Annotated in this window: 17 protein-coding genes, 1 tRNA gene and 2 pseudogenes; 5 read left to right on the forward strand and 15 right to left on the reverse strand. The window is 60.8% G+C overall.

From position 1 onward, the window contains the following. Window positions 1–4: 4 nt before the first annotated feature. Window positions 5–1,606: an inorganic phosphate transporter gene (locus tag HJB89_RS15240; protein WP_221116368.1), complete on the reverse strand. Its 1,602-nt coding sequence runs from the start codon at window positions 1,604–1,606 to the stop codon at window positions 5–7. 138 nt (window positions 1,607–1,744) lie between these two features. Here HJB89_RS15240 and HJB89_RS33240 point away from each other — a divergent pair. Then, a pseudogene (locus HJB89_RS33240) lies at window positions 1,745–2,062 on the forward strand (acetate/propionate family kinase); the annotation flags it as partial. Window positions 2,063–2,096: 34 nt separating this feature from the next. Here HJB89_RS33240 and HJB89_RS15250 read toward each other — a convergent pair. Beyond that, window positions 2,097–2,987: a helix-turn-helix domain-containing protein gene (locus HJB89_RS15250; RefSeq protein WP_221116369.1), complete on the reverse strand. Its 891-nt coding sequence runs from the start codon at window positions 2,985–2,987 to the stop codon at window positions 2,097–2,099. A 116-nt stretch (window positions 2,988–3,103) separates the two neighbouring features. Between HJB89_RS15250 and pobA the strand changes: the two genes are divergently transcribed. The 3 genes and pseudogenes from pobA (at window position 3,104) to HJB89_RS15260 (ending at window position 5,656) form a co-directional block, all read left to right on the forward strand. Beyond that, window positions 3,104–4,276 carry a 4-hydroxybenzoate 3-monooxygenase gene (gene pobA / locus HJB89_RS15255; RefSeq protein ID WP_221116370.1) on the forward strand — a complete coding sequence of 391 codons (1,173 nt, stop codon included), beginning with the start codon at window positions 3,104–3,106 and terminating at the stop codon, window positions 4,274–4,276. A gap of 52 nt (window positions 4,277–4,328) precedes the next feature. Further along, a pseudogene (locus tag HJB89_RS33755) lies at window positions 4,329–4,466 on the forward strand (ABC transporter ATP-binding protein); the annotation flags it as partial. 356 nt (window positions 4,467–4,822) lie between these two features. Next, the gene (locus HJB89_RS15260; RefSeq protein WP_221116371.1) at window positions 4,823–5,656 is read left to right on the forward strand and encodes a VCBS domain-containing protein; all 834 of its coding nucleotides are present in this window, start codon (window positions 4,823–4,825) and stop codon (window positions 5,654–5,656) included. Window positions 5,657–5,760: 104 nt separating this feature from the next. Here the strand turns inward: HJB89_RS15260 and HJB89_RS15265 are convergent. From HJB89_RS15265 to HJB89_RS15285, 5 genes are all read right to left on the reverse strand, one after another. Continuing rightward, window positions 5,761–5,837 (reverse strand) — tRNA-Met (locus tag HJB89_RS15265). A gap of 135 nt (window positions 5,838–5,972) precedes the next feature. Further along, window positions 5,973–7,172: a tRNA 2-thiouridine(34) synthase MnmA gene (gene mnmA, locus HJB89_RS15270; protein ID WP_221116372.1), complete on the reverse strand. Its 1,200-nt coding sequence runs from the start codon at window positions 7,170–7,172 to the stop codon at window positions 5,973–5,975. A gap of 417 nt (window positions 7,173–7,589) precedes the next feature. Beyond that, a complete protein-coding gene (locus HJB89_RS15275) occupies window positions 7,590–8,081 on the reverse strand; it encodes an SRPBCC family protein (RefSeq protein ID WP_207581655.1) in 492 nt (163 codons plus the stop codon). Continuing rightward, on the reverse strand, window positions 8,081–8,431 hold the full coding sequence (locus HJB89_RS15280; RefSeq protein ID WP_207584371.1) for a helix-turn-helix transcriptional regulator: 351 nt from the start codon (window positions 8,429–8,431) through the stop codon (window positions 8,081–8,083). Before HJB89_RS15280 ends, HJB89_RS15275 begins: the two co-directional genes overlap by 1 nt. Window positions 8,432–8,563: 132 nt before the next feature. Then, window positions 8,564–10,648, reverse strand: a complete 2,085-nt coding sequence (locus tag HJB89_RS15285; protein ID WP_221116374.1) for a bifunctional diguanylate cyclase/phosphodiesterase — start codon at window positions 10,646–10,648, stop codon at window positions 8,564–8,566. 231 nt (window positions 10,649–10,879) lie between these two features. Here HJB89_RS15285 and HJB89_RS15290 point away from each other — a divergent pair, with 231 nt between their 5' ends. After that, complete coding sequence (locus HJB89_RS15290) at window positions 10,880–11,143, forward strand: hypothetical protein (RefSeq protein ID WP_207581657.1); 264 nt, start codon at window positions 10,880–10,882, stop codon at window positions 11,141–11,143. Window positions 11,144–11,222: 79 nt separating this feature from the next. Here HJB89_RS15290 and serA read toward each other — a convergent pair whose 3' ends face one another. From serA to pal, 8 genes are all read right to left on the reverse strand, one after another. After that, window positions 11,223–12,818 carry a phosphoglycerate dehydrogenase gene (serA, locus tag HJB89_RS15295; RefSeq protein WP_221116375.1) on the reverse strand — a complete coding sequence of 532 codons (1,596 nt, stop codon included), beginning with the start codon at window positions 12,816–12,818 and terminating at the stop codon, window positions 11,223–11,225. A gap of 83 nt (window positions 12,819–12,901) precedes the next feature. Next, complete coding sequence (locus HJB89_RS15300; RefSeq protein WP_221116376.1) at window positions 12,902–14,080, reverse strand: phosphoserine transaminase; 1,179 nt, start codon at window positions 14,078–14,080, stop codon at window positions 12,902–12,904. Window positions 14,081–14,263: 183 nt separating this feature from the next. Next, window positions 14,264–15,100, reverse strand: coding sequence for an outer membrane protein (locus HJB89_RS15305; RefSeq protein ID WP_207581660.1), 837 nt, complete (start codon window positions 15,098–15,100; stop codon window positions 14,264–14,266). Window positions 15,101–15,383: 283 nt separating this feature from the next. Next, on the reverse strand, window positions 15,384–16,736 hold the full coding sequence (gene glmM, locus HJB89_RS15310; protein WP_003582103.1) for a phosphoglucosamine mutase: 1,353 nt from the start codon (window positions 16,734–16,736) through the stop codon (window positions 15,384–15,386). Window positions 16,737–16,979: 243 nt separating this feature from the next. Next, window positions 16,980–18,908, reverse strand: a complete 1,929-nt coding sequence (gene ftsH, locus HJB89_RS15315) for an ATP-dependent zinc metalloprotease FtsH (RefSeq protein ID WP_207581661.1) — start codon at window positions 18,906–18,908, stop codon at window positions 16,980–16,982. Between the two features lie 97 nt (window positions 18,909–19,005). Beyond that, the gene (gene tilS / locus HJB89_RS15320; RefSeq protein WP_221116378.1) at window positions 19,006–20,373 is read right to left on the reverse strand and encodes a tRNA lysidine(34) synthetase TilS; all 1,368 of its coding nucleotides are present in this window, start codon (window positions 20,371–20,373) and stop codon (window positions 19,006–19,008) included. A gap of 11 nt (window positions 20,374–20,384) precedes the next feature. Continuing rightward, window positions 20,385–21,368: a tol-pal system protein YbgF gene (gene ybgF, locus HJB89_RS15325; protein WP_221116379.1), complete on the reverse strand. Its 984-nt coding sequence runs from the start codon at window positions 21,366–21,368 to the stop codon at window positions 20,385–20,387. 159 nt (window positions 21,369–21,527) lie between these two features. After that, the gene (gene pal, locus HJB89_RS15330; protein WP_221116380.1) at window positions 21,528–22,061 is read right to left on the reverse strand and encodes a peptidoglycan-associated lipoprotein Pal; all 534 of its coding nucleotides are present in this window, start codon (window positions 22,059–22,061) and stop codon (window positions 21,528–21,530) included. Window positions 22,062–22,170 lie beyond the last annotated feature (109 nt).

Below are 22,170 nucleotides of genomic sequence, written 5' to 3' on the forward strand. Positions count from 1 at the left end.
TGCTCTAAAAGACCTGACGCAGGATTACGAAGAGCACGAAGGCGATTGCGATCGAGGCCGGCAGCGTCAGCACCCAGGCCATCAGCATGTTGCGCACGGTCGACCATTGCAGGCCGGAACCGTTCGCCGCCATGGTGCCGGCGACGCCCGACGACAGCACATGCGTGGTCGAGACCGGCAGGCCGAGTTGATCGGCCGAGGCGATGGTGATCATCGCGACGACTTCGGCTGCCGCTCCCTGCCCGTAGGTCAGATGCGTCTTGCCGATCTTCTCGCCGACGGTGACGACGATACGCTTCCAGCCCACCATCGTGCCGAGGCCAAGCGCGATCGCGACCGCCACCTTTACCCAGAGCGGGATGAACTTCGTCGCGTTGTCGACCGCCTTGTGATAGTTCGTCACCGCGAGGAGATCGCCGGCATCCATCGGCAACAGCTTCTGCTTGTCAATCAGCTTCAGCGCCTCGCCAATCAAGTAGATGTCATTGCGGACGTTGCCGACGAGATTGGTCGGCACCGCTTCGAGCGTCGGGAAGCCAGCGACTTCGGCGCTCGTCTGATGAATATATTGCTGCAGGGCCGGCGTCGTCGCATCCGTCCAGGTCTTGTTCTTGACGGCGTTGCTGACTTCGGCCTTGTAGTCGGTGACGGTCACGCCTGGCTTCACATATTTGCCGAGCGCGGCTTCCACCTGGACCGATGCCGACTTGTAGGCTTCAAGATAGTTGACATCGGGCGTGCGGTTTAGTGCGAAAGCTGTCGGCACGAGGCCGATCAGGATGAGCATGATGAGGCCCATGCCCTTCTGGCCGTCATTGGAACCGTGGGCGAAGCTGACGCCGGTGCAGGTGAAGATCAGGATCGCACGGATCCAGAGCGGCGGCGGCTGGTTGCCCTTCGGTTCGGCATAGAGCGCCTTGTTGCGCACCAGAAGCTTCATGACCAGCAGAAGCACCGCGGAGAGACCGAAGCCGATCAGCGGCGAGATCAGCAGCGACAGGCCGATATTGGTCGCCTGCGACCAGTCGACGCCGCTGGTCGCAGTGCCGGCTGGTGCCAGGAACTGGTTTGCTAGGCCGACGCCGATGATCGATCCCACCAGCGTATGCGAACTCGACGACGGCAGGCCGAGATACCAAGTGCCGAGATTCCAGACGATCGCGGCGATCAGCAGCGCAAACACCATGGCAAGGCCAGAGCCGGAGCCCACCTGCAGGATCAGTTCCACCGGCAGCAGCGCCAGAATGCCGAAGGCGACGGCGCCGCTCGAGGTCAGTACGCCGAGAAAGTTGAAGAAGCCGGACCAGATGACGGCGAATTCCGCCGGCATGGAACGGGTGTAGATGACAGTGGCGACGGCATTGGCCGTATCGTGGAAACCGTTGACAAATTCGAAGCCGAGCGCAATCAGCAGTGCAAGGCCCAAGAGAATCCAGGGAACGGCAACTGCGGTTGTCAGGTCGCGTCCGAGTGCATAGGCGACATATCCGAGGCCGCAGACCAGAACCAGCCCGAATACCGGCAAGAACCATTTGCCGGCCGAATTCGAACTGTGGAGCGGGTGGGAAGCGTCGCTATGAACCTGGCTGGGGGCAATATCGGCCATGGCATAGTTCCTTATTCCGTTTTGCAAATTTGCCTTTTGTTAATAATTCCGCCGCGTGAAGCTCTCATGACGCCTGTCTGGCCCGTGAGCCACTGACATCGGACGATAGACCGTCACCGATATCCGGCCGGCGCGTCCATGAACATGCGGCGTCACAATCCCAGCAAGATCGATATCTTCGCGATTGATGGCGCCAAAGCGGGGCGCCTCGGCAAGGGCGTGATCGATTTCCGCGCCGAGCCGCTCTTACTCGGACTAAACCGGGGATCGCAGACATTCGACATGCCGTTGAAGGCCGAGGTGATGAAAGACCTGCACGGCGTCATCGATGAGACCTTTGCGCATCTCGGCGATCATTTCGACATGGCCGCCACCCGCGCCGCCGGCCACCGCGTCGTGCACGGCGGCAACTGTTTCACCCGCGCAATCACCCTCGACGATGCCGTCAATGATTCCGAGACCTGCGATTGCGTAGCCGAATGCCGAAACCCTACGCGCGTTCAAGCCGAACCTTCTCCCTCATGCGCCAGACCCGCGGCGTTTCTCCCGTATATTTCAGGAAGAAGCGCGAGAAATAGGCGGGGTCGGCAAAGCCGAGCCGAAATCCGATTTCCTGAACGCTGCCAAGCGTGAAAACGAGCTGGCGTTTCGCCTCGTCGACGAGTTTGCCGGCGATCAAAGCGTGCGGGGTGCTGCCAGTCATCGACCGGACGATCCGGGTGAGATGTGCCGGCGAAACTCCGAGTTCTCTGGCGTAGAAGGAAGCGGGCTTGTGCGATCGAAAATGCTGCTGAAGAAGCTCGTTTAGCTTTTCCATGCGCCGCTCGTTCTCATTCGACGCAAGTTCGTCACTGTTTCCCTCCTGTGAAATCCTCGCCGTCAGCCGCAGCACCAGAGCCACGTAGGCGCCCAGCGTCTCGTTGCGGCCGCTGCGGCGATTTTCGAATTCGTCGCCCAGTCGCCGCACCGTCTGCATGACATACACAGCTTCGGCATTATCAGGATCGAGGGGCGTCAGATGCGGCGTCGCCAGCCATTCGCCGAGCTGGCTCCGCTCGCCGGGCAGATGGCTGAGATGGGATCGCAATAGGGTGATCACAATGCCGTCGATATCGCGTGAAAACCGAAAGCCGTGATTGAGCCCGGGCGGTACGGTGACGATTGCCGGCGGCCGGATGGCATGCCTCTCCTCGCCGAAGATCGCATCGCCGGAACCCGCTTTGATGTACAATATCTGAAAGAAACTCTCGTGACGGTGCGGGCGTATTTCCCATTGATGCAAGCTGCTGCGGGAGCGAACTGTTTCGCAATGCAACCAAAAATCCGGCTCTCGCCCAGTATTCTCACCGTAGAGCTCGTAGGTCGGGACATGTCTGCTCATCGGGCTCTCCCGCACTAATGTTCGATTAGTGCAATTTTAAGGCCGGGATGTCCATTGCTGCAGCAAGGGCGACGGGGCAGAATCTGGCAAAACGCAAAAATGCAGGGAGGACGCATTTGCGAACCAAGGTCGCCATCATCGGCTCGGGGCCATCCGGCCTGCTGCTCGGTCAGCTTCTGACCGAGGCCGGCATCGACAATGTCATTCTCGATCGCGTGAACAAGGATTACATCCTCGGCCGGGTTCGCGCCGGCGTTCTGGAGGAAGGCACCGTCGGACTGCTGGATCAAGCCAAAGCGGCAGCGAGGCTGCATGCCGAAGGCCTGCCGCATGACGGTTTCTCACTCGCCTTCGACGGACGCGACCATCGCATCGACCTGCATGAACTGACAGGCGGCCGGCGCGTGACGGTCTACGGTCAGACCGAGGTGACGCGCGATCTCATGGAGCGGCGCGAAGCAAGCGGCGCCCTGTCGATCTACGATGCCGCCGATGTCGCGCCGCATGATTTCGACGGCCGCGCTCCCTTCCTCACCTACACAAAGGACGGCGCTGCCGGGCGCATCGATTGCGACTTCATCGCCGGCTGTGACGGCTTTCACGGCGCCAGCCGCAAGGCCGTCCCCGAACGGGCGATCCGGCGTTTCGAGAAGGTCTATCCCTTCGGCTGGTTGGGCGTTCTTGCCGACGTGGCGCCTGTCAGCCATGAGCTGATCTACGCCAACCATCCAAGGGGCTTCGCGCTCTGTTCGATGCGCTCGGCCACGCGCAGCCGCTATTATATCCAATGCTCGCGCGACGAGAAGGCGGAAGACTGGAGCGACGACCGCTTCTGGGACGAGTTGAGACGGCGCCTGCCGGCGCATCACGCCGAGGCGTTGACGACTGCGCCGTCCTTCGAGAAATCAATCGCTCCTTTACGCTCTTTCGTTGCCGAGCCGATGCGTTTCGGCCGGCTTTTCCTGGTCGGCGACGCCGCCCATATCGTTCCGCCGACCGGCGCCAAGGGGCTGAACCTTGCAGCCAGCGACGTCCATTATCTATTCTCCGGGCTGATCGAGCATTATCGCGAAGGCTCGGATGACGGCATCGACGCCTACTCGCAGAAAGCACTCGCCCGTGTGTGGAAAGCCGTGCGGTTTTCCTGGTGGATGACGACGATGATGCATCGTTTTCCCGATACCGGCGATTTCGACCAGAAGATCCAGGAGGCGGAACTCGATTATCTCACTCATTCCCGCGCCGCCTCGACGGCGCTCGCGGAGAACTATGTGGGATTGCCATTCTGATATGAAGATTTGAGACTGGTGCGCGAGCCATAGAGGTCTGCGTTTTGAAGGCATCCGGAGCGCGCTCGATTTCGCCGATCAGGTCGTCATTCTCGAGCGAGGCAGACTGGCCTGGACGGGAACATTGGAAAGTCTCTTCAGCGCTCATGATGCTGTCGAGACATTGCTCGTGGTCGGCGGGCTGCACTAATGAGACGATCGCAGAACCGTAGGCCCTCCCGGTTATTCCCTCGTTCCGTCACAAAGGTTGCGCTTCGTACGTCAGCAACTCATTCGGTATATCGTCATGACGACGTCATTGTTGGCCGGTCATTATTTCCTGCCAGGAATGCTTCTGCCACGGCCGACGAGACCGCAGCAGCACCAACACTTGAATTACGAGCAGGACCGACGTCATCGCCGCCTTCTTTATTTGGTGCCGGGAGCTGCAGCCAGTCGAATTTGCCGGCTGGAGTAGACGAATTAATCTCATGCTCCGGCAATTTACATTGCCAAGCCACCCGACAGGGTTGCATAGTCGAACACAACATCACAAGGGAGGTAGAAATGGCAAACCACAAGCCGGTCGCAGTTGACGTATACTTGCCTGTTTTCGATATCAACGATCCGATCAGTGGCGACATCCTCGAAAATACCAGTTCCACCGATGTCGATGGAGATCGGGTGCGCCTGAACTTCGTCAATGGACAACGAATTCCCCAACCCGCCGATCCGAACGGGCCCGCCACGAGCACGACGATCGAGGGGAAATACGGCACGCTGACTGTCTATTCCGACGGTGGTTACACTTATGCGCTCGATCATTCCAACCCGGTGGTATCAGCGCTCGGCCCAGGGGATCAACTCGTCGACCAGTTCAATTTCAAGATTTCCGATGGCAAAGGCGCCACGGACTTCGGCTTGCTCAATATCGCTGTCGACTTGCCGGAACGTGGCGACGTATTCGTCAATTTTGAGGATGTCGGCAAATACGACTTCCCGACCGGCTATAAAGGCTTCGATTGGGGCGCCTGGCGAGATGGTGACGACGCCACGGTTCAGAAAGAAGCCGACGGCAACCATGTTCTGTCGGGCGGCGTGTTCTGGACACCCATTCTATCCGCCGATGGCGGAACCTTCCAGATCGAGCAATTCAGCGTCGCAAACGGCACGTCGGACTATGACAACGTTCTGACGATCGAAGGTCATCTCAATGGCAATATCGTGTTCTCGACCACGGTTAACGTGACCGCCGACAGCATGGACGCACCACAAGTGATCGATCTCAGCGCCTGGGGCAAAATCGACTATCTTGTGCTCGACACCGAGCCCGTCATTACAGAAACGAGCGGTCCGGATTATTATGGTGCGCGATACGACGATTTTCATTTCATCGTTTGACTGGTGCGTGGACGGCGCGGGGTTTCCCGCGCCGGAAAGCTGAGACCAAAACGAGACCGAGCAAAGCGCTCCTGTCCAGCCTGTCGAAATGTCCGTGATAAGACTGGTAGCGGAGGAGGGATTTGAACCCCCGACACAAGGATTATGATTCCTCTGCTCTGACCTACTGAGCTACTCCGCCACTGGCCAAACGACACCTGCTCGCGAAGCGCAGCGGGCTCGTGGGATGAGCGGCTTATAAGGTGCGCTTCGGCTTTGTGTCAAGCGCATGATCGAGAAAAACGGTGGGTTTACCACCTGTTGTTCCCTATCGGTTTCAGGCGGCGACGGGGCTGGTCAAGAGGGCCTTCAGCGAAGCTTCCGCCGAAGGTTCGCGTTCGGAGCGCTCGATGAAACCCCCGCCGAAAACGCGGGCGTTGTCGCCGGGTGCGGAATAAAGCGCGCAGGCCTGGCCGGGGGCGATACCCGCCTCACCGACTGTGAGGTCGACATAAGTGCCGTTCGCATTGATATGCAGCACGGCGGGTGCCGGCGCCCGTGTCGAGCGAACCTTGGCGTAACAGGCGAAGCCTTTACCGGAGGCGGCTTGCGCAAGCGTCTCGTCGCCCAGCCAATTGACGTCGCGCAGGTAGACGCGGTGCGTTTCCAGCGCCTCTTTCGGCCCGACGATGACGCGGCGCGAACGGGCGTCGAGAAAGACCACGTAGAGCGGCTCGCCGGTGGCGATGCCGATGCCGCGGCGTTGGCCGATCGTGAAGTGCAGGATGCCCTCATGGCTTCCGAGCACGCGGCCGTCGAGATGGACGATTTCACCGGCGAGTGCCGCATTCGGCTTCAGCTTGGTGATGATGTCGGAATATTTGCCCTGCGGCACGAAGCAGATGTCCTGGCTGTCGGCCTTCTTGGCGACGACGAGGCCCATTTCTTCGGCGAGCCTGCGGGTCTCGGCCTTCGGCAGGCCGCCCAAGGGAAAGCGGAGGTAGTCGATCTGTTCCTGGGTCGTGGCGAACAGGAAATAGCTCTGGTCACGATCGGCGTCGGCCGGGCGGAAAAGCGCGCGGCGGCCGGGATTTTCGGGCGAAGGGTTCAGGCCCGAGCGGATATAGTGGCCGGTCGCCAGCGCATCGGCGCCAAGCTCCTTGGCGGTTGCCAGAAGATCGGCGAACTTGACGGTCTGGTTGCAGGAAACGCAAGGAATCGGCGTTTCGCCCGCCACATAGCTTTCGGCGAAGGGATTGATCACCGTCTCGCGAAAGCGCTTTTCGTAATCGAGCACGTAATGCGGAATGCCGAGCGTTTCGCAGACGCGACGCGCATCGTCGATATCCTGGCCGGCGCAGCAGGAACCGGCGCGGTGAACGGCGGCGCCATGATCATAAAGCTGCAGCGTAATGCCGAGCACGTCGTAACCCTGGCGTTTGAGAAGGCCGGCGACGACCGATGAATCGACGCCGCCCGACATGGCGACGACGACACGGGTATCTTCCGGCTGCTTGTCAAAATCCAGTGTGTTCAACGGTGGTGCCAAATTCTGCTTGGGTCACGATCCGCCCTTGCGCTGCAATTGCGGCGGATTTGCCGATATTCGGCGGGATCGGCCGCCGTCTCTCGATGAAGGACCGATATAGAAAGGATTGTCCGTGGACGCAAGGGGCAGCCTTCGGGTACCGATATTTCGCATTCCCGCCTGAAGAGAAGGCGCAGCCGAAGCCGCGCCTTGGAGCGGGGGTGCGGCTCAGGTGCCGATCAGCTTGTTGCAGGCGAATGCGATGCTCGGATTGGCGATGATGGCGGTTACGAACGCCAGTCCGATCGTCGAGAATGAAAAGTGTTTCATACACATCCTCCTATCCAGCCCACGACAATTATGCGGCTTCGCCCGCCTTTCTCAAAATGACGAATGCTTGATGGCATCCGGCCGCATGCCTGCTTCTCAGGCGGCCACATCAAGTTCCCTTGCTAGGGCCTCCATCAGCTCGCGGCAGCCGATTTCGCGGTTGGCGCCCGCCGAGGCATCGTCGAAATAGACGCCTTGCTCCGTATAGGTCATGACTGTGCCCCTGCCGGAGGGACTGAATTCGATGGTCGCCAGCGAGACCGAGATCGGCACTCCGCCCACTGCCATCCGGTAGGAGATGACGATGCGCTCGTCCGGCACGATATTCTGGTATTGCGTGTCGTTGGTGATCTCCGGTCCATCACCGAAGCGGAAGCGCGAAAACTCGGCGCCGCCGACACTGAAATCCGAGGTGAATTCCAGCACCTCCCACCCTTCGCCTTCGGCGAACCAGCGCCGCTTGCTGTCAAGATCAGCAAATGCGAAGAAGACGCGCTCAGGTGGCACGGGATAGGCACGCTCCACGGCGAAGGTGGCGTGGGAAACGGCTGGTTCGGCGGCCGTCGATTGCGTGGACTGCTCGGTCATCACTCTTTTCCCTCTCGTTGGTTATTTACGGCCGGCTGTGAAAGCATGTCGCCCAGGCGATCGAACCGCCGCTCCATCAGGCTTCTGCGCTCGGCCACCCAGCCGGCGATCCGATCGAGGCCGGATGGCTCGATGCGGCAGGTGCGAACCCGTCCGATCTTCTCGCTGCGGATGAGGCCGCTTTCCTCCAGCACCTGTAAATGCTGGACGATCGCCGCAAGCGACATGTCGAAGGGTTGCGCCAGCTCGCTGACACTGGCCGGGCCACGGCTCAGCCGCTCGACGATCTGCCGCCGCGTCGGCTCGACGAGGGCTTTCAGAATATCGTCAATGGTCGAATAGTTAAGCATGGGCTTGAGTATTGCGTCGTGACGTTCAATTGTCAAGTCATCACTTAACTATTCACACAGACGCTGAACCACGCCCTATCGAGCGCGGCGAGATTTGCAAATGTCGCGGCGTCATCGAAGCCTGCTTGGAAATCATGAACGTGACGAAGCGGCCCTCAGCGCGCGGCCGTGGATCAGCACCTCGGCGTCGTGCTGCGGCATCGGCCGGCCCAACAGATAACCCTGCACCTCACTGAAACCTTCGGCGCGCAGTTTCTGCAACTGCTCTTCCGTCTCGATCCCTTCGGCCAGCGTCGTCGCGTTGAAGCCGGAACCGATACCGACGACGGCGCGGACGATGGCGAGATTACCGGCATCCGTCTCAATGCCCGAAACGAAGCTGCGGTCGAGCTTGATCTTGTCGAACGGAAACGACCTGAGATAGCTCAGCGACGAATAACCGGTGCCGAAATCGTCGATGGCGATGCGTACGCCAAGCTCTTTCAGTGCGCGCAGCAGCGGCAGGCTTTGATCGGCATCAGCCAGGAACACGGACTCGGTGATTTCGATTTCAAGCCGGTCGGCATTGAGGCCCGTTTCGTTGAGCGCCGCGACCACTGTCGAAAGCAGGCTTGCATGTCGAAACTGGCTGACGGAGAGATTGACGGCGATCCTCAAATGGGTCGGCCAGCCGGCTGCCGCGCGGCAGGCTTCCCGGATCACCCAGTCGCCGATCGGCACGATGAGGCCGGTCTCCTCGGCGATCGGAATGAATTCCATCGGCGCAACCAACCCACGCTTGGGGTGGCGCCAGCGGATCAGTGCCTCGAAGCCGGCGATGTCGTCATTGTCGAGCTGTACGATCGGCTGGTAGTACAGCTCGAACTGGCGCTTCTCCAGCGCCTCCCACAGCTCGGCGGTCATCATATGCCGGCGCTCGGCGGCAAGCCGCATCTCCGTCTCGTAGAAACGATAGGTCGAACGCCCGTTCTCCTTGGCGGCATAGAGCGCCAGATCCGCGTGTCGCATCAGCACGTCTGCATCGCGGGCATGAGCGGGCGCCAGGGCGATACCGACGCTACAGGTGACATGCTCCCGGACGCCATCGAGATCGAAGGCGCCGGCAAGCGTCTGCAACAGCCCTTGCGCGAAACGCCCGGCCCGCTCCGGTTCGCCGAACTCCAGCACGATGGCGAATTCATCGCCGCCGAGACGGGCGACAAGATCGCCCTCCTCAGCCAGCCGCAGCAGCCGCTCCGACACTTGGCAAAGCAGCGCGTCGCCGGCGGCATGTCCCTTGCTGTCGTTGATAAGCTTGAAATGATCGACGTCGATATAGAGCAGCGCGATCGGGCTGTCGGCGGTCGCTTCGACCGCGCGCTGGCTGATATGATTGGAAAAGGCTGCCCGGTTCGGCAGGCCGGTCAGGGAATCATGCATGGCAAGATGGGCAAGCTTTGCCTCGACGGCGCGCTCCTCCGTCACGTCCTGCGAGATGCCGAGCAGGTAGCGCGGTGCACGGCCCTCCGGCGTCGGCAAGGCGCGTTTGACGGTGCGCAGGATGCGTGGCACGCCATCGGCGCGCAGCATAGTCTCCTCGAAGCTGATCGTCGTATCGGCGTCGAAGGCCCGGCGATCCTGCTCGCGAAAGGCATCTGTCTGACCGGCGGGAAACAGCGCCCGGTCGGTTCGGCCGACCACCTCCTGCGCCCTCATGCCGACAATTTCACCGCAGGCCTCGTTGAAAAGAAGGTAAAGCCCGTCCGCTTCCATGTCCTTGACAAAAACGCCGACCGGCAAGTTGTCGACGATGCTGTCGAGAAGCGAGCGCGTATCGCTGATCTGACGTCTGGCTGCGTTGACCTCGGTGCGGTCCTGCACGATCGCCAGGATCGCGGCTCGGCCCTCGAAACGCACTTCGCGGCCATAGGTCAGCACGTCAAAGGTCTCGCCGCTCGCCTTGAGGTGAGCCCAACGCTCTGCCTTTTCCATGTCGGTACGGCCATTGACGGCGTCGATCATCCGCTCCCGCTCATGCTGGGGGCGGATATCGAGCACCGTCATGTGCCGGTACTCGTCTGCGCCGTAGCCGTAGAGTGCTGCCGCCGCCTCGTTGACGCTGAGAAAATGCAGCGATATCGGATCGTAGACCCACATCGGCGACGGATGCGTTGCAAACAATGACCGGAAGTCGTCGTTCAGTACTTCGATCTGCTCGGTCTTCTGCAAGGGGGCCATGGAATTCGCACGCGGTTGATGCCGATGCCAAGCGCATACCAGGAAAAGTTAAATAAAATCAGAATCATACTAGACTTAAACTTTGGGCTTCCGCCTGCAGCATGTGCAAAGCCGAGGGTTTACCATCGCGGTTTCCGCCTTCGATAAACTTACTTGAATGAACCGGAACAATTCCGCCGATCGTGCGTTGCAGATGATCTAAGTTGCAATTGCGTTGCTGAGGAGGATTTCATGGGCAGGTTGGGCGCAACGACGGATTACAGCAGGATCAGACATTGGATCGAAGAACGCGGCGGCCATCCCGCCCGTATCAAGAACGCACCGGACAGCGAAACCGTCCGCGTCGATTTTTCCTCGGAATCGCAGGAAGAAATTTCCTGGGACGAATTCTTCCAGGGTTTTGACGGCAGCCGGCTCGCTTTCCTTCATCGCACCAAGGCTGAAGACGATGCCGCCCGTCTCGGCAGGATCGTCCGCCGTCGCCGGTACCACTAAGCCTCATCCGTTCCTGATAAGGAAAACCCGGCGCGATTTATGCGCCGGGTTTTCCGTGTCTTGCCTTGGGAGGGCGAACTCAGTCGATGTTGAAGGTGAGCAGCTTTGCCTGGCGGATCGCCTGGTTGGCCGTCAACTGCGCAAGCACGGCGTCTTCAACCTTGCCATCGACATAGAGCAGCGCGATGGCGTCACCGCCCTGCTTGTCACGCCCGAGCTGGAAGTTTGCGATGTTGACGCCGGCACCGCCAAGCGTCGTGCCGATGAAGCCGATCATGCCGGGGACGTCGGTATTGGTGATATAGATCATGTGCGAGCCGACATCGGCATCGAGGTTGATGCCCTTGATCTGGATGAACCGCGGCTTGCCATCCGAAAACACGGTGCCGGCGACCGAACGCGTCATGCTTTCGGTCGTCACCGTCAGCTTGATATAGCCATCGAAGACACCGGTCTTGTCGCGCTTGACCTCGGAAAGCACGACGCCTTTTTCCTTGACCATGATTGGCGCCGAAACCATGTTGACGTCGGCGACCTGTGGGCGGATGAGACCGGCAAGCACCGCACTCGTCAGCGCCCGTGTGTTCATGTTGGCGGTGATGCCGTCGTAGAGGATCTCGATTTCCTTGATCGGCTCTTCGGTGACTTGCCCGACGAAGGCGCCGAGAACGTCGGCAAGGCGGATGAAGGGCTTCAGGATCGGCGCTTCCTCAGCGGTGATCGACGGCATGTTGATGGCGTTGGAGACCGCACCCTTGACGAGGTAATCCGCCATCTGTTCGGCCACCTGCAGGGCGACGTTTTCCTGAGCCTCGGTCGTCGAGGCGCCGAGATGTGGCGTGCAGACGACGTTCGGCAGGCCGAAGAGCGGGCTTTCCTTGGCGGGCTCGACCTCGAACACGTCGAAGGCGGCACCGGCGACATGGCCGGACTTGATGGCTTCGGCAAGCGCTGCTTCATCGACCAGGCCGCCACGGGCGCAGTTGATGATACGCACCCCCGGCTTAGTCTTTGCCAGCGCTTCCTTGTTGAGGATGCCGCGCGTCTTGTCGGTCATCGGCACATGCAGCGTGATGAAGTCGGCGCGGGCGAAAAGCTCCTCCAGCTCGACCTTGGTGACGCCCATCTCCTCGGCGCGCTCCTTGGAGAGGAACGGGTCATAGGCGACGACATGCATCTTCAGGCCGATGGCACGGGCGCAGACGATCGAGCCGATATTGCCGGCACCGATGACGCCGAGCGTCTTGCCGGTGATCTCGACGCCCATGAACTTCGACTTTTCCCATTTGCCGGCCTGCGTCGAGGTATCGGCTGCCGGAAGCTGGCGAGCGACGGCAAACATCAGCGCAATCGCGTGTTCGGCTGTCGTAATCGAGTTGCCGAAGGGCGTGTTCATGACGATGATGCCGCGGCGCGAGGCAGCCGGGATATCGACATTGTCGACGCCGATGCCAGCGCGGCCGACGACCTTGAGGTTCGTCGCCCCCTGGATGATCTTTTCCGTCACCTTGGTGGCGGAGCGGATGGCCAGACCATCATACTTGCCGATGACTTCGAGCAGACGGTCCTTATCCTTGCCGAGCTGCGGTTCGAAATCGACTTCGACGCCGCGGTCGCGGAAGATCTGGACGGCGGTTTCCGACAATTCGTCGGATACGAGAACGCGAGGTGCCATTGTGGCCTCCTTCAAAAGTGTTCAGCGATGGATGAAATTAGAATGCTGGGCTCCGCCCTGGGGCGGAGCCGGATGCGATCACGTCAGGCGGCAGCCTGGCCGAGCTGCGCCTTCTGCGTTTCGAAGGCCCAGGAAAGCCAGGGCATCAGCTTCTGCATGTCGGATGCCTCGATCGTAGCGCCGGCCCAGATACGCAGGCCGGACGGCGCGTCGCGGTAATGGCCGACGTCATAGGCGACGCCTTCCTTTTCGAGCAGGCCGACCAGCCCCTTGGCGAAATTCGCCTGACCGTCGTCGTCGAGCGCTGCGATATCCTTGTCGACGATCTTCAGGCAGACCGAGGTGTTGGAGGCCGTTTCCGCCTTGACGGCGAGATTGGCAATCCAGTCGTTTGCCGCGACGAAGTCATGAATGACCTTGGCATTGGCATCGGCGCGCGCAATCAGTGCCTTGAGGCCGCCAAGGCCCTTGGCCCAGACAAGCGCGTCGATATAGTCCTCGACGCAGAGCATCGACGGCGTGTTGATCGTTTCGCCCTGGAAGATGCCTTCGGTCAGCTTGCCGCCAGAGGTCATGCGGAAGATCTTCGGCAGCGGCCATGCCGGCGTATAGGCGACCAGACGCTCGACGGCGCGCGGCGAAAGGATGATGACGCCGTGGGCGCCCTCGCCGCCCAGAACCTTCTGCCAGGAGAAGGTGACGACATCGAGCTTGGCGAAATCGAGTTCCTGCGCGAAAGCGGCCGAAGTGGCGTCGCAGATCGTCAGGCCCTTGCGGTCGGCAGAGATGAAATCGGCGTTAGGCACGCGCACGCCCGAAGTAGTGCCGTTCCAGGTGAAGACCACATCGCGATCGAAATCGACGGCGGAGAGATCGGGAAGCTCGCCGTAACCAGCCTCGAGCTTGCGCACGTCCTTGAGCTTCAGCTGCTTGACGACATCGGTGACCCAGCCGGCGCCGAAGCTTTCCCAGGTGAGCATGTCGACGCCGCGTTCGCCGAGCAGCGACCAGAGCGCCATTTCGACGGCACCCGTATCGGACGCCGGAACGATGCCGATGCGGTAATCCGCCGGCACGTCGAGAATTTCACGGGTAAGGTCGATGGCCTGCTTGAGCTTGGCCTTGCCGACCTTCGCGCGATGCGAACGGCCAAGAGCCGCGTCGGAAAGGGCGTCGAGCGACCAACCGGGGCGCTTCGAGCAAGGGCCAGACGAAAAATGAGTATTGTGCGGACGGATGTCCGGCTTTGCGGTCTTCGCCATGATGCTATCCTCTCAGATAGAAAGCCCTTCGTTGGGGAAGGGTGTCCCGCCGCCGTGTCTATGGGTAGCAGGCGTCATAGTCAAGATAGAAGTGTCGCAGAGAGAGGATATTTTGACGCAGACACGCTTGACGCAGCAAAAAGCCGCCCGGATGGGCGGCTCTCTGATCTAGGCGAATTGCGCTTACTTGTAGACCGCCGGCTGCAGCGGGATTTCCGGCGGAGGTTCATAGCTCGCCTGGGCGCAGCCGCCGAACAGATAGCGGGCGCCGACGCGGGCTTCGTGGACGCTGAGACCCTTGTCGCGGCCGGGGCCGCCGTTTTCGGCATAACCGAACATGTTGCCGCCGTCGATATGCAGGTAGCGGTAGCCGACATCGGCCTTGACGTTGCAGGTGACGTCGATCGAGGCGCCGGCCATGAGAGCGTAGGTGAAGCGCCAGTTGCCCTTGCCGCCATGGGTGACCTGGTCGTCGCAGAAGCTGCCGTCATCGGCGCAGGCGACGTTACGCAGGTTCTTCCACTTCACATAGGAACCGCCGATACCGGCACCGACATAAGGCGTGACGTAACCATAGGTGCCAAGATCGACGTAAGCGTTGGCGAGCAGCGTGTAGGCAGTCAGCGAAGAGCGGTCGCTGGAAGTGCAATCCACCAAGGGGAAGCCGCACTGCCCGACCGTCGAGCCCTTGAAATCAGCCTGCGTCAGATAGTCGAACGTCAGATCGGTGCGCAGATAGCTGTTGATCTGATAACCGACACCGCCGCCGACCGTCCATGCATCGTCCAGGTCGGCACGGTCGAAATCGACCTCGCTGGCATTGCTGCCCTGGAAATAGCGTGCTCCGCGCAGATCGGTGAAGGCATAACCGACATCGCCGCGCAGATACCAGCCGGTCGCTTCGCTGACCGTCACTTCGGGCGGCTGTTCCGGGATAGGCTCGGCAGGGGCGAGGTCGGCGGAATAGGCGTTTGTCGCGATCAATAATGCGGCGAAGATGCCGGACAAGCTTCTTTTCATGGATCCCACTCCAAAATTCGTTGAGTCGGCAGGCTCAAGTCGCTGCCAAACCGATACGCTTCGGATGGATAATGAATGGGAAACGTTAAAAGCTACTTAACCACGATTATTTACCGGAGATCTTGAAGCTTCCGGTAGAGGAAACATGGATTGCCGCAGTAAAAGTCTCTGAAGTGATCTGACGAGACGATTTGGCTGGGTTGCGCACTCGTCGCCCATTCTCCGAGCATCGGCCCAACCATGTCGCCAAGCTTGCCGTCGAGCCCGATATGTCCACAAAGAATCAGGCGGCGGTTCGAACGTTCGAGATCGTGCCGATCAGCTCGTTGACGATGCGCTCGATCTGAGCGCGGTCGTCGCCCTCGGCCATGACGCGGATCAGTGGCTCGGTGCCCGAGGGGCGAATGACGAGGCGGCCGTTTTTGGCGAGTTCGGCTTCGGCATCGGCGATCGCCTTCTGCACCTGGATATCCTCCAGCGGCTTGCCGCCGCTGATGCGGACATTGCGCAGGAGCTGCGGCACCGGCTCGAAGCGGCGGCAGACCTCGCTGACGGTCCGGCCGGTGCGCTTGACCGCGGCCAGGATCTGCAGCGCTGCGACCAGACCATCACCCGTCGTACCGTAGTCCGAAAGCACGATGTGGCCCGACTGCTCGCCGCCGACATTGTAATTGTGCTGGCGCATATGCTCGACGACGTAACGATCGCCGACCCGCGTGCGGGCAAGCGCCATACCGCGCTCGTCGAGGAAGCGCTCGAGGCCGAGATTGGACATCACCGTGGCGACGATGCCGTTGCCGCGCAGTTGCTGGCTCTCGGCCCAGCTCTCGGCGATGACGGCCATCAGTTGGTCGCCGTCGACGATCGAACCGTTTTCGTCGACGATGATGACGCGGTCCGCATCGCCGTCGAGCGCGATGCCGATATCGGCGCGCACCTCGTCGACCTTCTTCTGCAGAGCGACCGGGCTGGTGGAGCCACAATTGAGATTGATGTTGGTGCCGTTCGGCTCGTTGCCGATGGTGACGACCTCGGCACCGAGCTCCCAGAGCACGGCGGGCGCCACCTTGTAGGCAGCACCATTGGCACAGTCGATCGCGATCCTCAGGCCCTGCAGCGTCACGTCGCGTGGCAGCGTGCGCTTGGCATGTTCGATATAGCGGTCATGCACGCCGTCGACGCGCTTGGCGCGGCCGATATCGTCGGATTTGGCGAGCTGGGCGTTCAGGTCCTTTTCCAGCAGGTCCTCGATCTCGGCTTCGAGGTCGTCGGAAAGCTTGTAACCATCCGGACCGAAGAGCTTGATGCCGTTATCCTCGTAAGGATTGTGCGAGGCCGAGATCATCACGCCGATATCGCAGCGCAGCGAGCGCGTCAGCATGGCGACGGCCGGTGTCGGAATCGGGCCGAGAATAAAGGCATCGAGCCCGGCAGCCGTGAAGCCCGCGACCATGGCGTTCTCAAGCATATAACCGGAAAGACGCGTATCCTTGCCGATGACGACACGGTGGCGATGGTTGCCGCGGCGGAAGATCGTGCCGGCGGCAATGCCGACCCGCATAGCGAGATCTGGCGTCATCGGGAAGACGTTGGATTGGCCACGAATGCCGTCCGTACCGAAATAGCGTCTTTTCATCTGCACTCCTGCGTTTTTCCGCGCGCCAGTCAAGGCAGCGCACCGTTCCAAGCGAATCCGGCTTCCATGGAATGTCGTTCATTCAGGAGCGTGATTCACGCTTGCCTCAATTCAGCGGAATGCCACAAAATGAGGCTATCAGCACGTAAATTAGCAAGAAAAATGATTATATCCCGTTACCAATGGAAAAGGCCGGGTCTCCCGTTTGGGAAATCCGGCCTTGTTCAAGATGGTGCTAGCCGCTCAATGCGGCTGCGGTTCAAGGCCGCCTTCGGGCTCATCACCCTTGGTGGCAGGCCGTGCGCCGGCCTTCGGAACAGCCGAGCGGCTTGGCGGTGAATCATCGCCAAGATCGCGAGACGGCTTCTCACCGCGGATCAACGCTTTGATTTCTTCGCCGGTCAGCGTCTCGTATTCGAGCAGACCTTCGGCAAGAGCAACGAATTCGTCGTGCTTTTCTGTTAGGATCGTACGGGCCTGGGTATAGGCTTCGTCGATTAGGCGGCGCACTTCATTGTCGATCTTCTGCGCGGTTGCTTCCGAAACGTTCTTCGACTGCGAAACCGAGTGGCCGAGGAAGACTTCCTGCTGGTTCTCGCCATAAGCGACCTGACCGAGCTGGTCAGAGAATCCCCATTGCGTGACCATCGCGCGGGCAAGCTTGGTCGCCTGTTCGATGTCGGAGGAGGCACCTGACGTGATGTTCTCCTTGCCGAAGGTAAGCTCTTCGGCGACGCGGCCACCCATCATGATGCAAAGACGCGAAACCATCCACTTGTAGCTCATCGAGTAGCGGTCGCCCTCGGGAAGCTGCATGACCATGCCGAGTGCACGGCCGCGCGGAATGATCGTCGCCTTGTGCAGCGGATCGGCGACCGCGACATTGAGCGCGGTAATGGCGTGTCCGGCCTCATGGTAAGCGGTGAGCTTCTTCTCCGCCTCGGTCATTGCCGAGGAACGGCGCTCGGCGCCCATCATGATCTTGTCCTTGGCGTCTTCGAATTCCTGCATGGTGACGACGCGCTTGTTGCGGCGGGCGGCCATGAGTGCGGCTTCGTTGACGAGGTTCATCAGGTCGGCGCCGGAAAACCCGGGCGTGCCGCGGGCAAGAATCTTGAGATCGACATTGGGTGCCAACGGAACGTTGCGGGCATGTACCTTGAGGATGCGCTCGCGACCGACGATGTCTGGGTTCGGCACGACGACCTGACGGTCGAAACGGCCGGGACGCAGCAGCGCCGGGTCGAGGACGTCAGGGCGGTTGGTGGCGGCAATCAGGATCACGCCTTCATTTGCCTCGAAGCCGTCCATCTCGACCAGCAGCTGGTTGAGCGTCTGCTCGCGTTCGTCATTGCCGCCGCCGAGACCGGCGCCGCGATGACGGCCGACGGCATCGATTTCGTCGATGAAGATGATGCAGGGCGCATTCTTCTTCGCTTGCTCGAACATGTCTCGTACACGGCTGGCGCCGACGCCGACGAACATTTCGACGAAGTCGGAACCTGAAATGGTGAAGAACGGCACGTTGGCTTCGCCGGCAACCGAGCGGGCGAGCAGCGTCTTACCGGTGCCCGGAGGACCGACGAGCAGCACGCCGCGCGGGATCTTGCCGCCGAGACGCTGGAACTTCTGCGGATCGCGCAGGAATTCGACGATTTCCTCGAGATCCTGCTTGGCTTCGTCGACACCGGCGACGTCGTCGAAGGTCACACGGCCATGCGCTTCGGTGAGCAGTTTGGCCTTCGACTTGCCGAAGCCCATCGCGCCGCGCGAGCCGCCCTGCATCTGCCGCATGAAGAACAGCCAGACGCCGAGAATCAGAAGCATCGGCAAAAGCGTGCCGAGATAGCTGAGGAAACCCGATGAACCGTCCGTTTCAGGACGGGCCGAAACCAGGACGTTCTTAGACTGCAGGCGATCAAGCAAGCTGTCGTCGATTACGGGCGAATAGGTCTGGAAGGTGGTGCCATTTTCAACATAGCTTCCGGAGAGACGGTTCCCCGTGACCACGACTTCCTTCACGCGGCCCGCATCGACCTCACGCAGAAACTGCGAATAAGGGATTTCGCGGGAGCCCGTCTGCGCCGGCGCCGTCTGGAACATACTGAAAAGGGCGATCAGCAGAAGCGCTATGATCGCCCACAAGGCGAAATTACGTAAGTTAGGGTTCATTGAACTCCCCAGCACTGGAACAGCCGCCTCATGGCGACCGTCTTATTCGCTTCTAACATAGGGTTGCGCCGTGCGATTGCCAAGGCGATCCCCCAGGTCAGATGGTTTTTCCGTCAATACTTCTTAAAGGCGGCCTCGGATAGGGCGCCGTTACGAAAACCGCCGAAAGCCTATCGGCAAAGATGAAATCAAATCGTGTCAAAAAGCGGTCGAACGGTGCGAAATAGGGCGTGAGGTCGACCATGCGGGCATATTCCTGAGATAAAAGCGCTCCTTCGGCGGATAAAGCCGGTGCTGAGGCTATGGCGCGGTTCCATGCCGCCTTGGGAAGGTGCTCAAAATGATGTTCCCTCATTCCTGTCCTCGGGCTTGACCCGAGGGACAGGAATGAGGGGGAGTGTGATGCGGCCTCGACGACGATTGGTCTGGCCACTCCGTTGCGCACAAAAAACCTCCCATCCCAAACACCCGCCTCTCCCGGCCGCAACACCAGCGGCAAAATCCCCCGGCTTTCGCGTGTGAGATAAAGCCCGTCACGCCTGAGATCGAACACCACCCTGCCGGCGGTCATCCGTGCCGGCTGGCTGCCGGTGGCAAATGCAAGGATACGCTCCATATGCGCCCTCCCCGGGGCAAACGGCTGCCCGCCGAAAACGCCTGTCAGACGGCCGAGCGCATAGTCGAGGACTGCCCGATCCCGCCGCAACCCGTCAGGCATCACCTGCCCGAGCAGGCCGCCGTGAAGCCTGAAATGACGGTCCAGCCATTCCGCGGCCTTGGCCGAAAGCGCCAGTCGCTCTTCCCAGGCCCTGCGGATATTTTTCTCCGGACCCGCACCGGCCGACAGCTGCCGGCGGATTCGCACGCGCTCGTACTTCACATCCTCATTGCTCGGATCGTCGATCCACGGCACGCCCCGCTCTTTCAGGAAAGAGCGGATATCCGCCCGGCTGGAAAAGAGAAGCGGCCGCAGGACCCAAAAATGCCGGTTGAAGAGCACCGCATCGGCAATGCCGGTCGAGGCCTGGTCCGTTCGCATGCCGCGCATGGCAAGTGTTTCGCGCTGATCGCCGAGCGTATGGGCGGTAACGATGAGATCGGCGCCAAGCGCTGCCGCCGCTTCGGCCAGAAGGCTGTAACGTGCCTCGCGGGCCGCGGCCATGATGCCGGTTCTCGGCTTGTCGCCCTGCCAGGTCGCGATGGTGTGGGGAATGCCGCGCGAAGTGCAGAGGGCTGCGACTGCATGCGCCTCGTCTTCGGAGCCGGCGCGCAATGCATGGTCGACGGTCGCAGCGCACAGGGAAATTTTGAGATGAGGCGCGGCCTTCACGGCTTCGTCGAGGAGGAGAAGCAGGCCGGTGGAATCACTGCCGCCCGATATCGCGACGAGAATGCGTGCGGGGCTTTGAAGCGAGGTGAGAAACTGGAGGATCGCCTCTTGCGGCGATCGGGCTTCCGGAGACATGCCGGAAGACCTTAGCAGGCGAGGCGCTTCTGTTCGCTCGCAACCTTGCTTATGACGGCGCGCGAAGCCTTGGGATAACGCTTCGAGACTTCGCGCAGCGTCGCACAGGCCGTCTCGGTATTGTCGAGCGCAGCAAGCGACATGCCGAGCTTCAACAGCATTTCAGGCGCCTTTTCTGACGTGCCGTATTTCTGGTGCGCATTGAGGAAGGTTTTGGCCGCCTCATTGTACTTGCCCTGCGAATAGAGCGCTTCGCCAAGCCAGAAATTGGCGTCCGCCGCCCGCGCACTGCTCGGGTAGCGGGTGATGTACTGGGTGAATTCCTGTTCGGCCGTGCTGTAATCGCCGGACAAGACGTGGCCATAGGCCGACTTGTACTGGTCCGCTTCACCACCGAGCGAAGCGGTCTGCTGCGGATTAGCGGTATTGGGAACCGGGCCGGAGCCGATTCCCGCATTTTCATCGACAGTTCCGCCGATCGCATTGCCCTTCTGATCGAAATCGATCGAGCCGAGCTCCTTCGGCGGTTGGCCGAGGCGGCTATTGGCAGGCACGTTGGTGGAGGGAGCCGTTTCGGCTCCCTGCGGTGCTTGGATCACCTTGGCGATGTCATCGCCGCCGGAGGCTGCCGGAGCGACATCGGTCTCGCTCTTCTTGACAGGAGCCTTGGCACCGCCGCCGCTGGCACCCGTCTTTTCCAACTGCTGGAAGCGGAATTCATTGTCTTCCTGCTGCTTGCGGATCGTCTCCTGCATCTGCAACAGCTGGAAGCTCATCTCCTCGATCCGGCCGTTTAGCTGTCGCAGCTGCTCTTCGAGCTGCTGCACGCGGACCTCGGCATCGCCGCTCTGCACCTTGATGACGGGCGGTGCCGGCTGGTTTTCCGCGGATCGGCCGCCAAGATGCAGCCCGAACAACGAGGCCGAATAGGCCGTCCGCTCGCTCCCGGTCACGGCCGCGAGGCACAGCATGCCTGCCACGACAAGTTTCTTCATATGTATCGTCCTGTCCCAGTGATTCTTCGCGCCTCGATGACACGAACAGGAGATTTTTCCAATTGCTGTCAAAAAGCAACGGAGTCTGGCCAAAGTGTGGTCAAAAAGAAAAGGCGGCCCCTGATGGGACCGCCTTCCGAAAGCGAACTAAGTCGGCAATTACATGCCGGCGCCGCCGAGAACCGTGACTGCGCGGCGGTTCTGTGACCAGCAGGAAATATCGTCGCAGACGGCAACCGGACGTTCCTTACCGTAGGAGATCGTCTTCAGGCGCTGCGCCGGAACGCCGCGCGAAGCGAGATAATCCTTGGCGGCAGCCGCACGGCGGGCACCGAGTGCGAGGTTATATTCGCGTGTACCGCGTTCGTCGGCATGGCCTTCGACGGTGATCTGGTAGTTCGGGTAGCGGCCGAGCCACTGGGCCTGACGGTCGAGCGTCTGCGAAGCATCGGCGCGGATCGACGAGGAGTCGGTATCGAAGAAGATGCGGTCGCCGACATTGACCGTGAAGTCCTGGGCAGAGCCCGGCGTTGCAGCGCCACCCGCGCCACCACCGAGGCCAATATCGCCGGGGCTGTTCGGCGGCTTCTTGGCGCAGCTCGCGAGCGCGAGACCGGCGATAAGCGCGATCATGACGGGATTGCGGGCGAAATTCTGCATGCGGCTCATTGCCGGGGTATGAATTCGGCTCATGGCCGGTCTCCTTGCGGGTTCATCAGGGTTTCCGGACAGTAACCGCACTCGGTTAACCGCCCCTCAAAAATTATGGTTAACGAATTACTGATTTGTCCCTTGGTCGCTC

Source organism: Rhizobium sp. NZLR8, assembly GCF_019685025.1.
Taxonomy (GTDB): domain Bacteria; phylum Pseudomonadota; class Alphaproteobacteria; order Rhizobiales; family Rhizobiaceae; genus Rhizobium.

Excerpts from the sequence above, each read along its gene's own strand:
- glmM (WP_003582103.1), bottom strand. The coding sequence starts at position 16,736 with ATGAAAAGACGCTATTTCGGTACGGACGGCATTCGTGGCCAATCCAAC.
- pal (WP_221116380.1), bottom strand. The coding sequence starts at position 22,061 with ATGAGCCGAATTCATACCCCGGCAATGAGCCGCATGCAGAATTTCGCC.
- HJB89_RS15285 (WP_221116374.1), bottom strand. The coding sequence starts at position 10,648 with ATGGCCCCCTTGCAGAAGACCGAGCAGATCGAAGTACTGAACGACGAC.
- tilS (WP_221116378.1), bottom strand. The coding sequence starts at position 20,373 with ATGTCTCCGGAAGCCCGATCGCCGCAAGAGGCGATCCTCCAGTTTCTC.
- HJB89_RS15260 (WP_221116371.1), top strand. The coding sequence starts at position 4,823 with ATGGCAAACCACAAGCCGGTCGCAGTTGACGTATACTTGCCTGTTTTC.
- ybgF (WP_221116379.1), bottom strand. The coding sequence starts at position 21,368 with ATGAAGAAACTTGTCGTGGCAGGCATGCTGTGCCTCGCGGCCGTGACC.
- HJB89_RS15250 (WP_221116369.1), bottom strand. The coding sequence starts at position 2,987 with ATGAGCAGACATGTCCCGACCTACGAGCTCTACGGTGAGAATACTGGG.
- HJB89_RS15300 (WP_221116376.1), bottom strand. The coding sequence starts at position 14,080 with ATGGCGAAGACCGCAAAGCCGGACATCCGTCCGCACAATACTCATTTT.
- serA (WP_221116375.1), bottom strand. The coding sequence starts at position 12,818 with ATGGCACCTCGCGTTCTCGTATCCGACGAATTGTCGGAAACCGCCGTC.
- HJB89_RS15290 (WP_207581657.1), top strand. The coding sequence starts at position 10,880 with ATGGGCAGGTTGGGCGCAACGACGGATTACAGCAGGATCAGACATTGG.
- ftsH (WP_207581661.1), bottom strand. The coding sequence starts at position 18,908 with ATGAACCCTAACTTACGTAATTTCGCCTTGTGGGCGATCATAGCGCTT.
- HJB89_RS15305 (WP_207581660.1), bottom strand. The coding sequence starts at position 15,100 with ATGAAAAGAAGCTTGTCCGGCATCTTCGCCGCATTATTGATCGCGACA.
- HJB89_RS15240 (WP_221116368.1), bottom strand. The coding sequence starts at position 1,606 with ATGGCCGATATTGCCCCCAGCCAGGTTCATAGCGACGCTTCCCACCCG.
- HJB89_RS15280 (WP_207584371.1), bottom strand. The coding sequence starts at position 8,431 with ATGCTTAACTATTCGACCATTGACGATATTCTGAAAGCCCTCGTCGAG.
- HJB89_RS15275 (WP_207581655.1), bottom strand. The coding sequence starts at position 8,081 with ATGACCGAGCAGTCCACGCAATCGACGGCCGCCGAACCAGCCGTTTCC.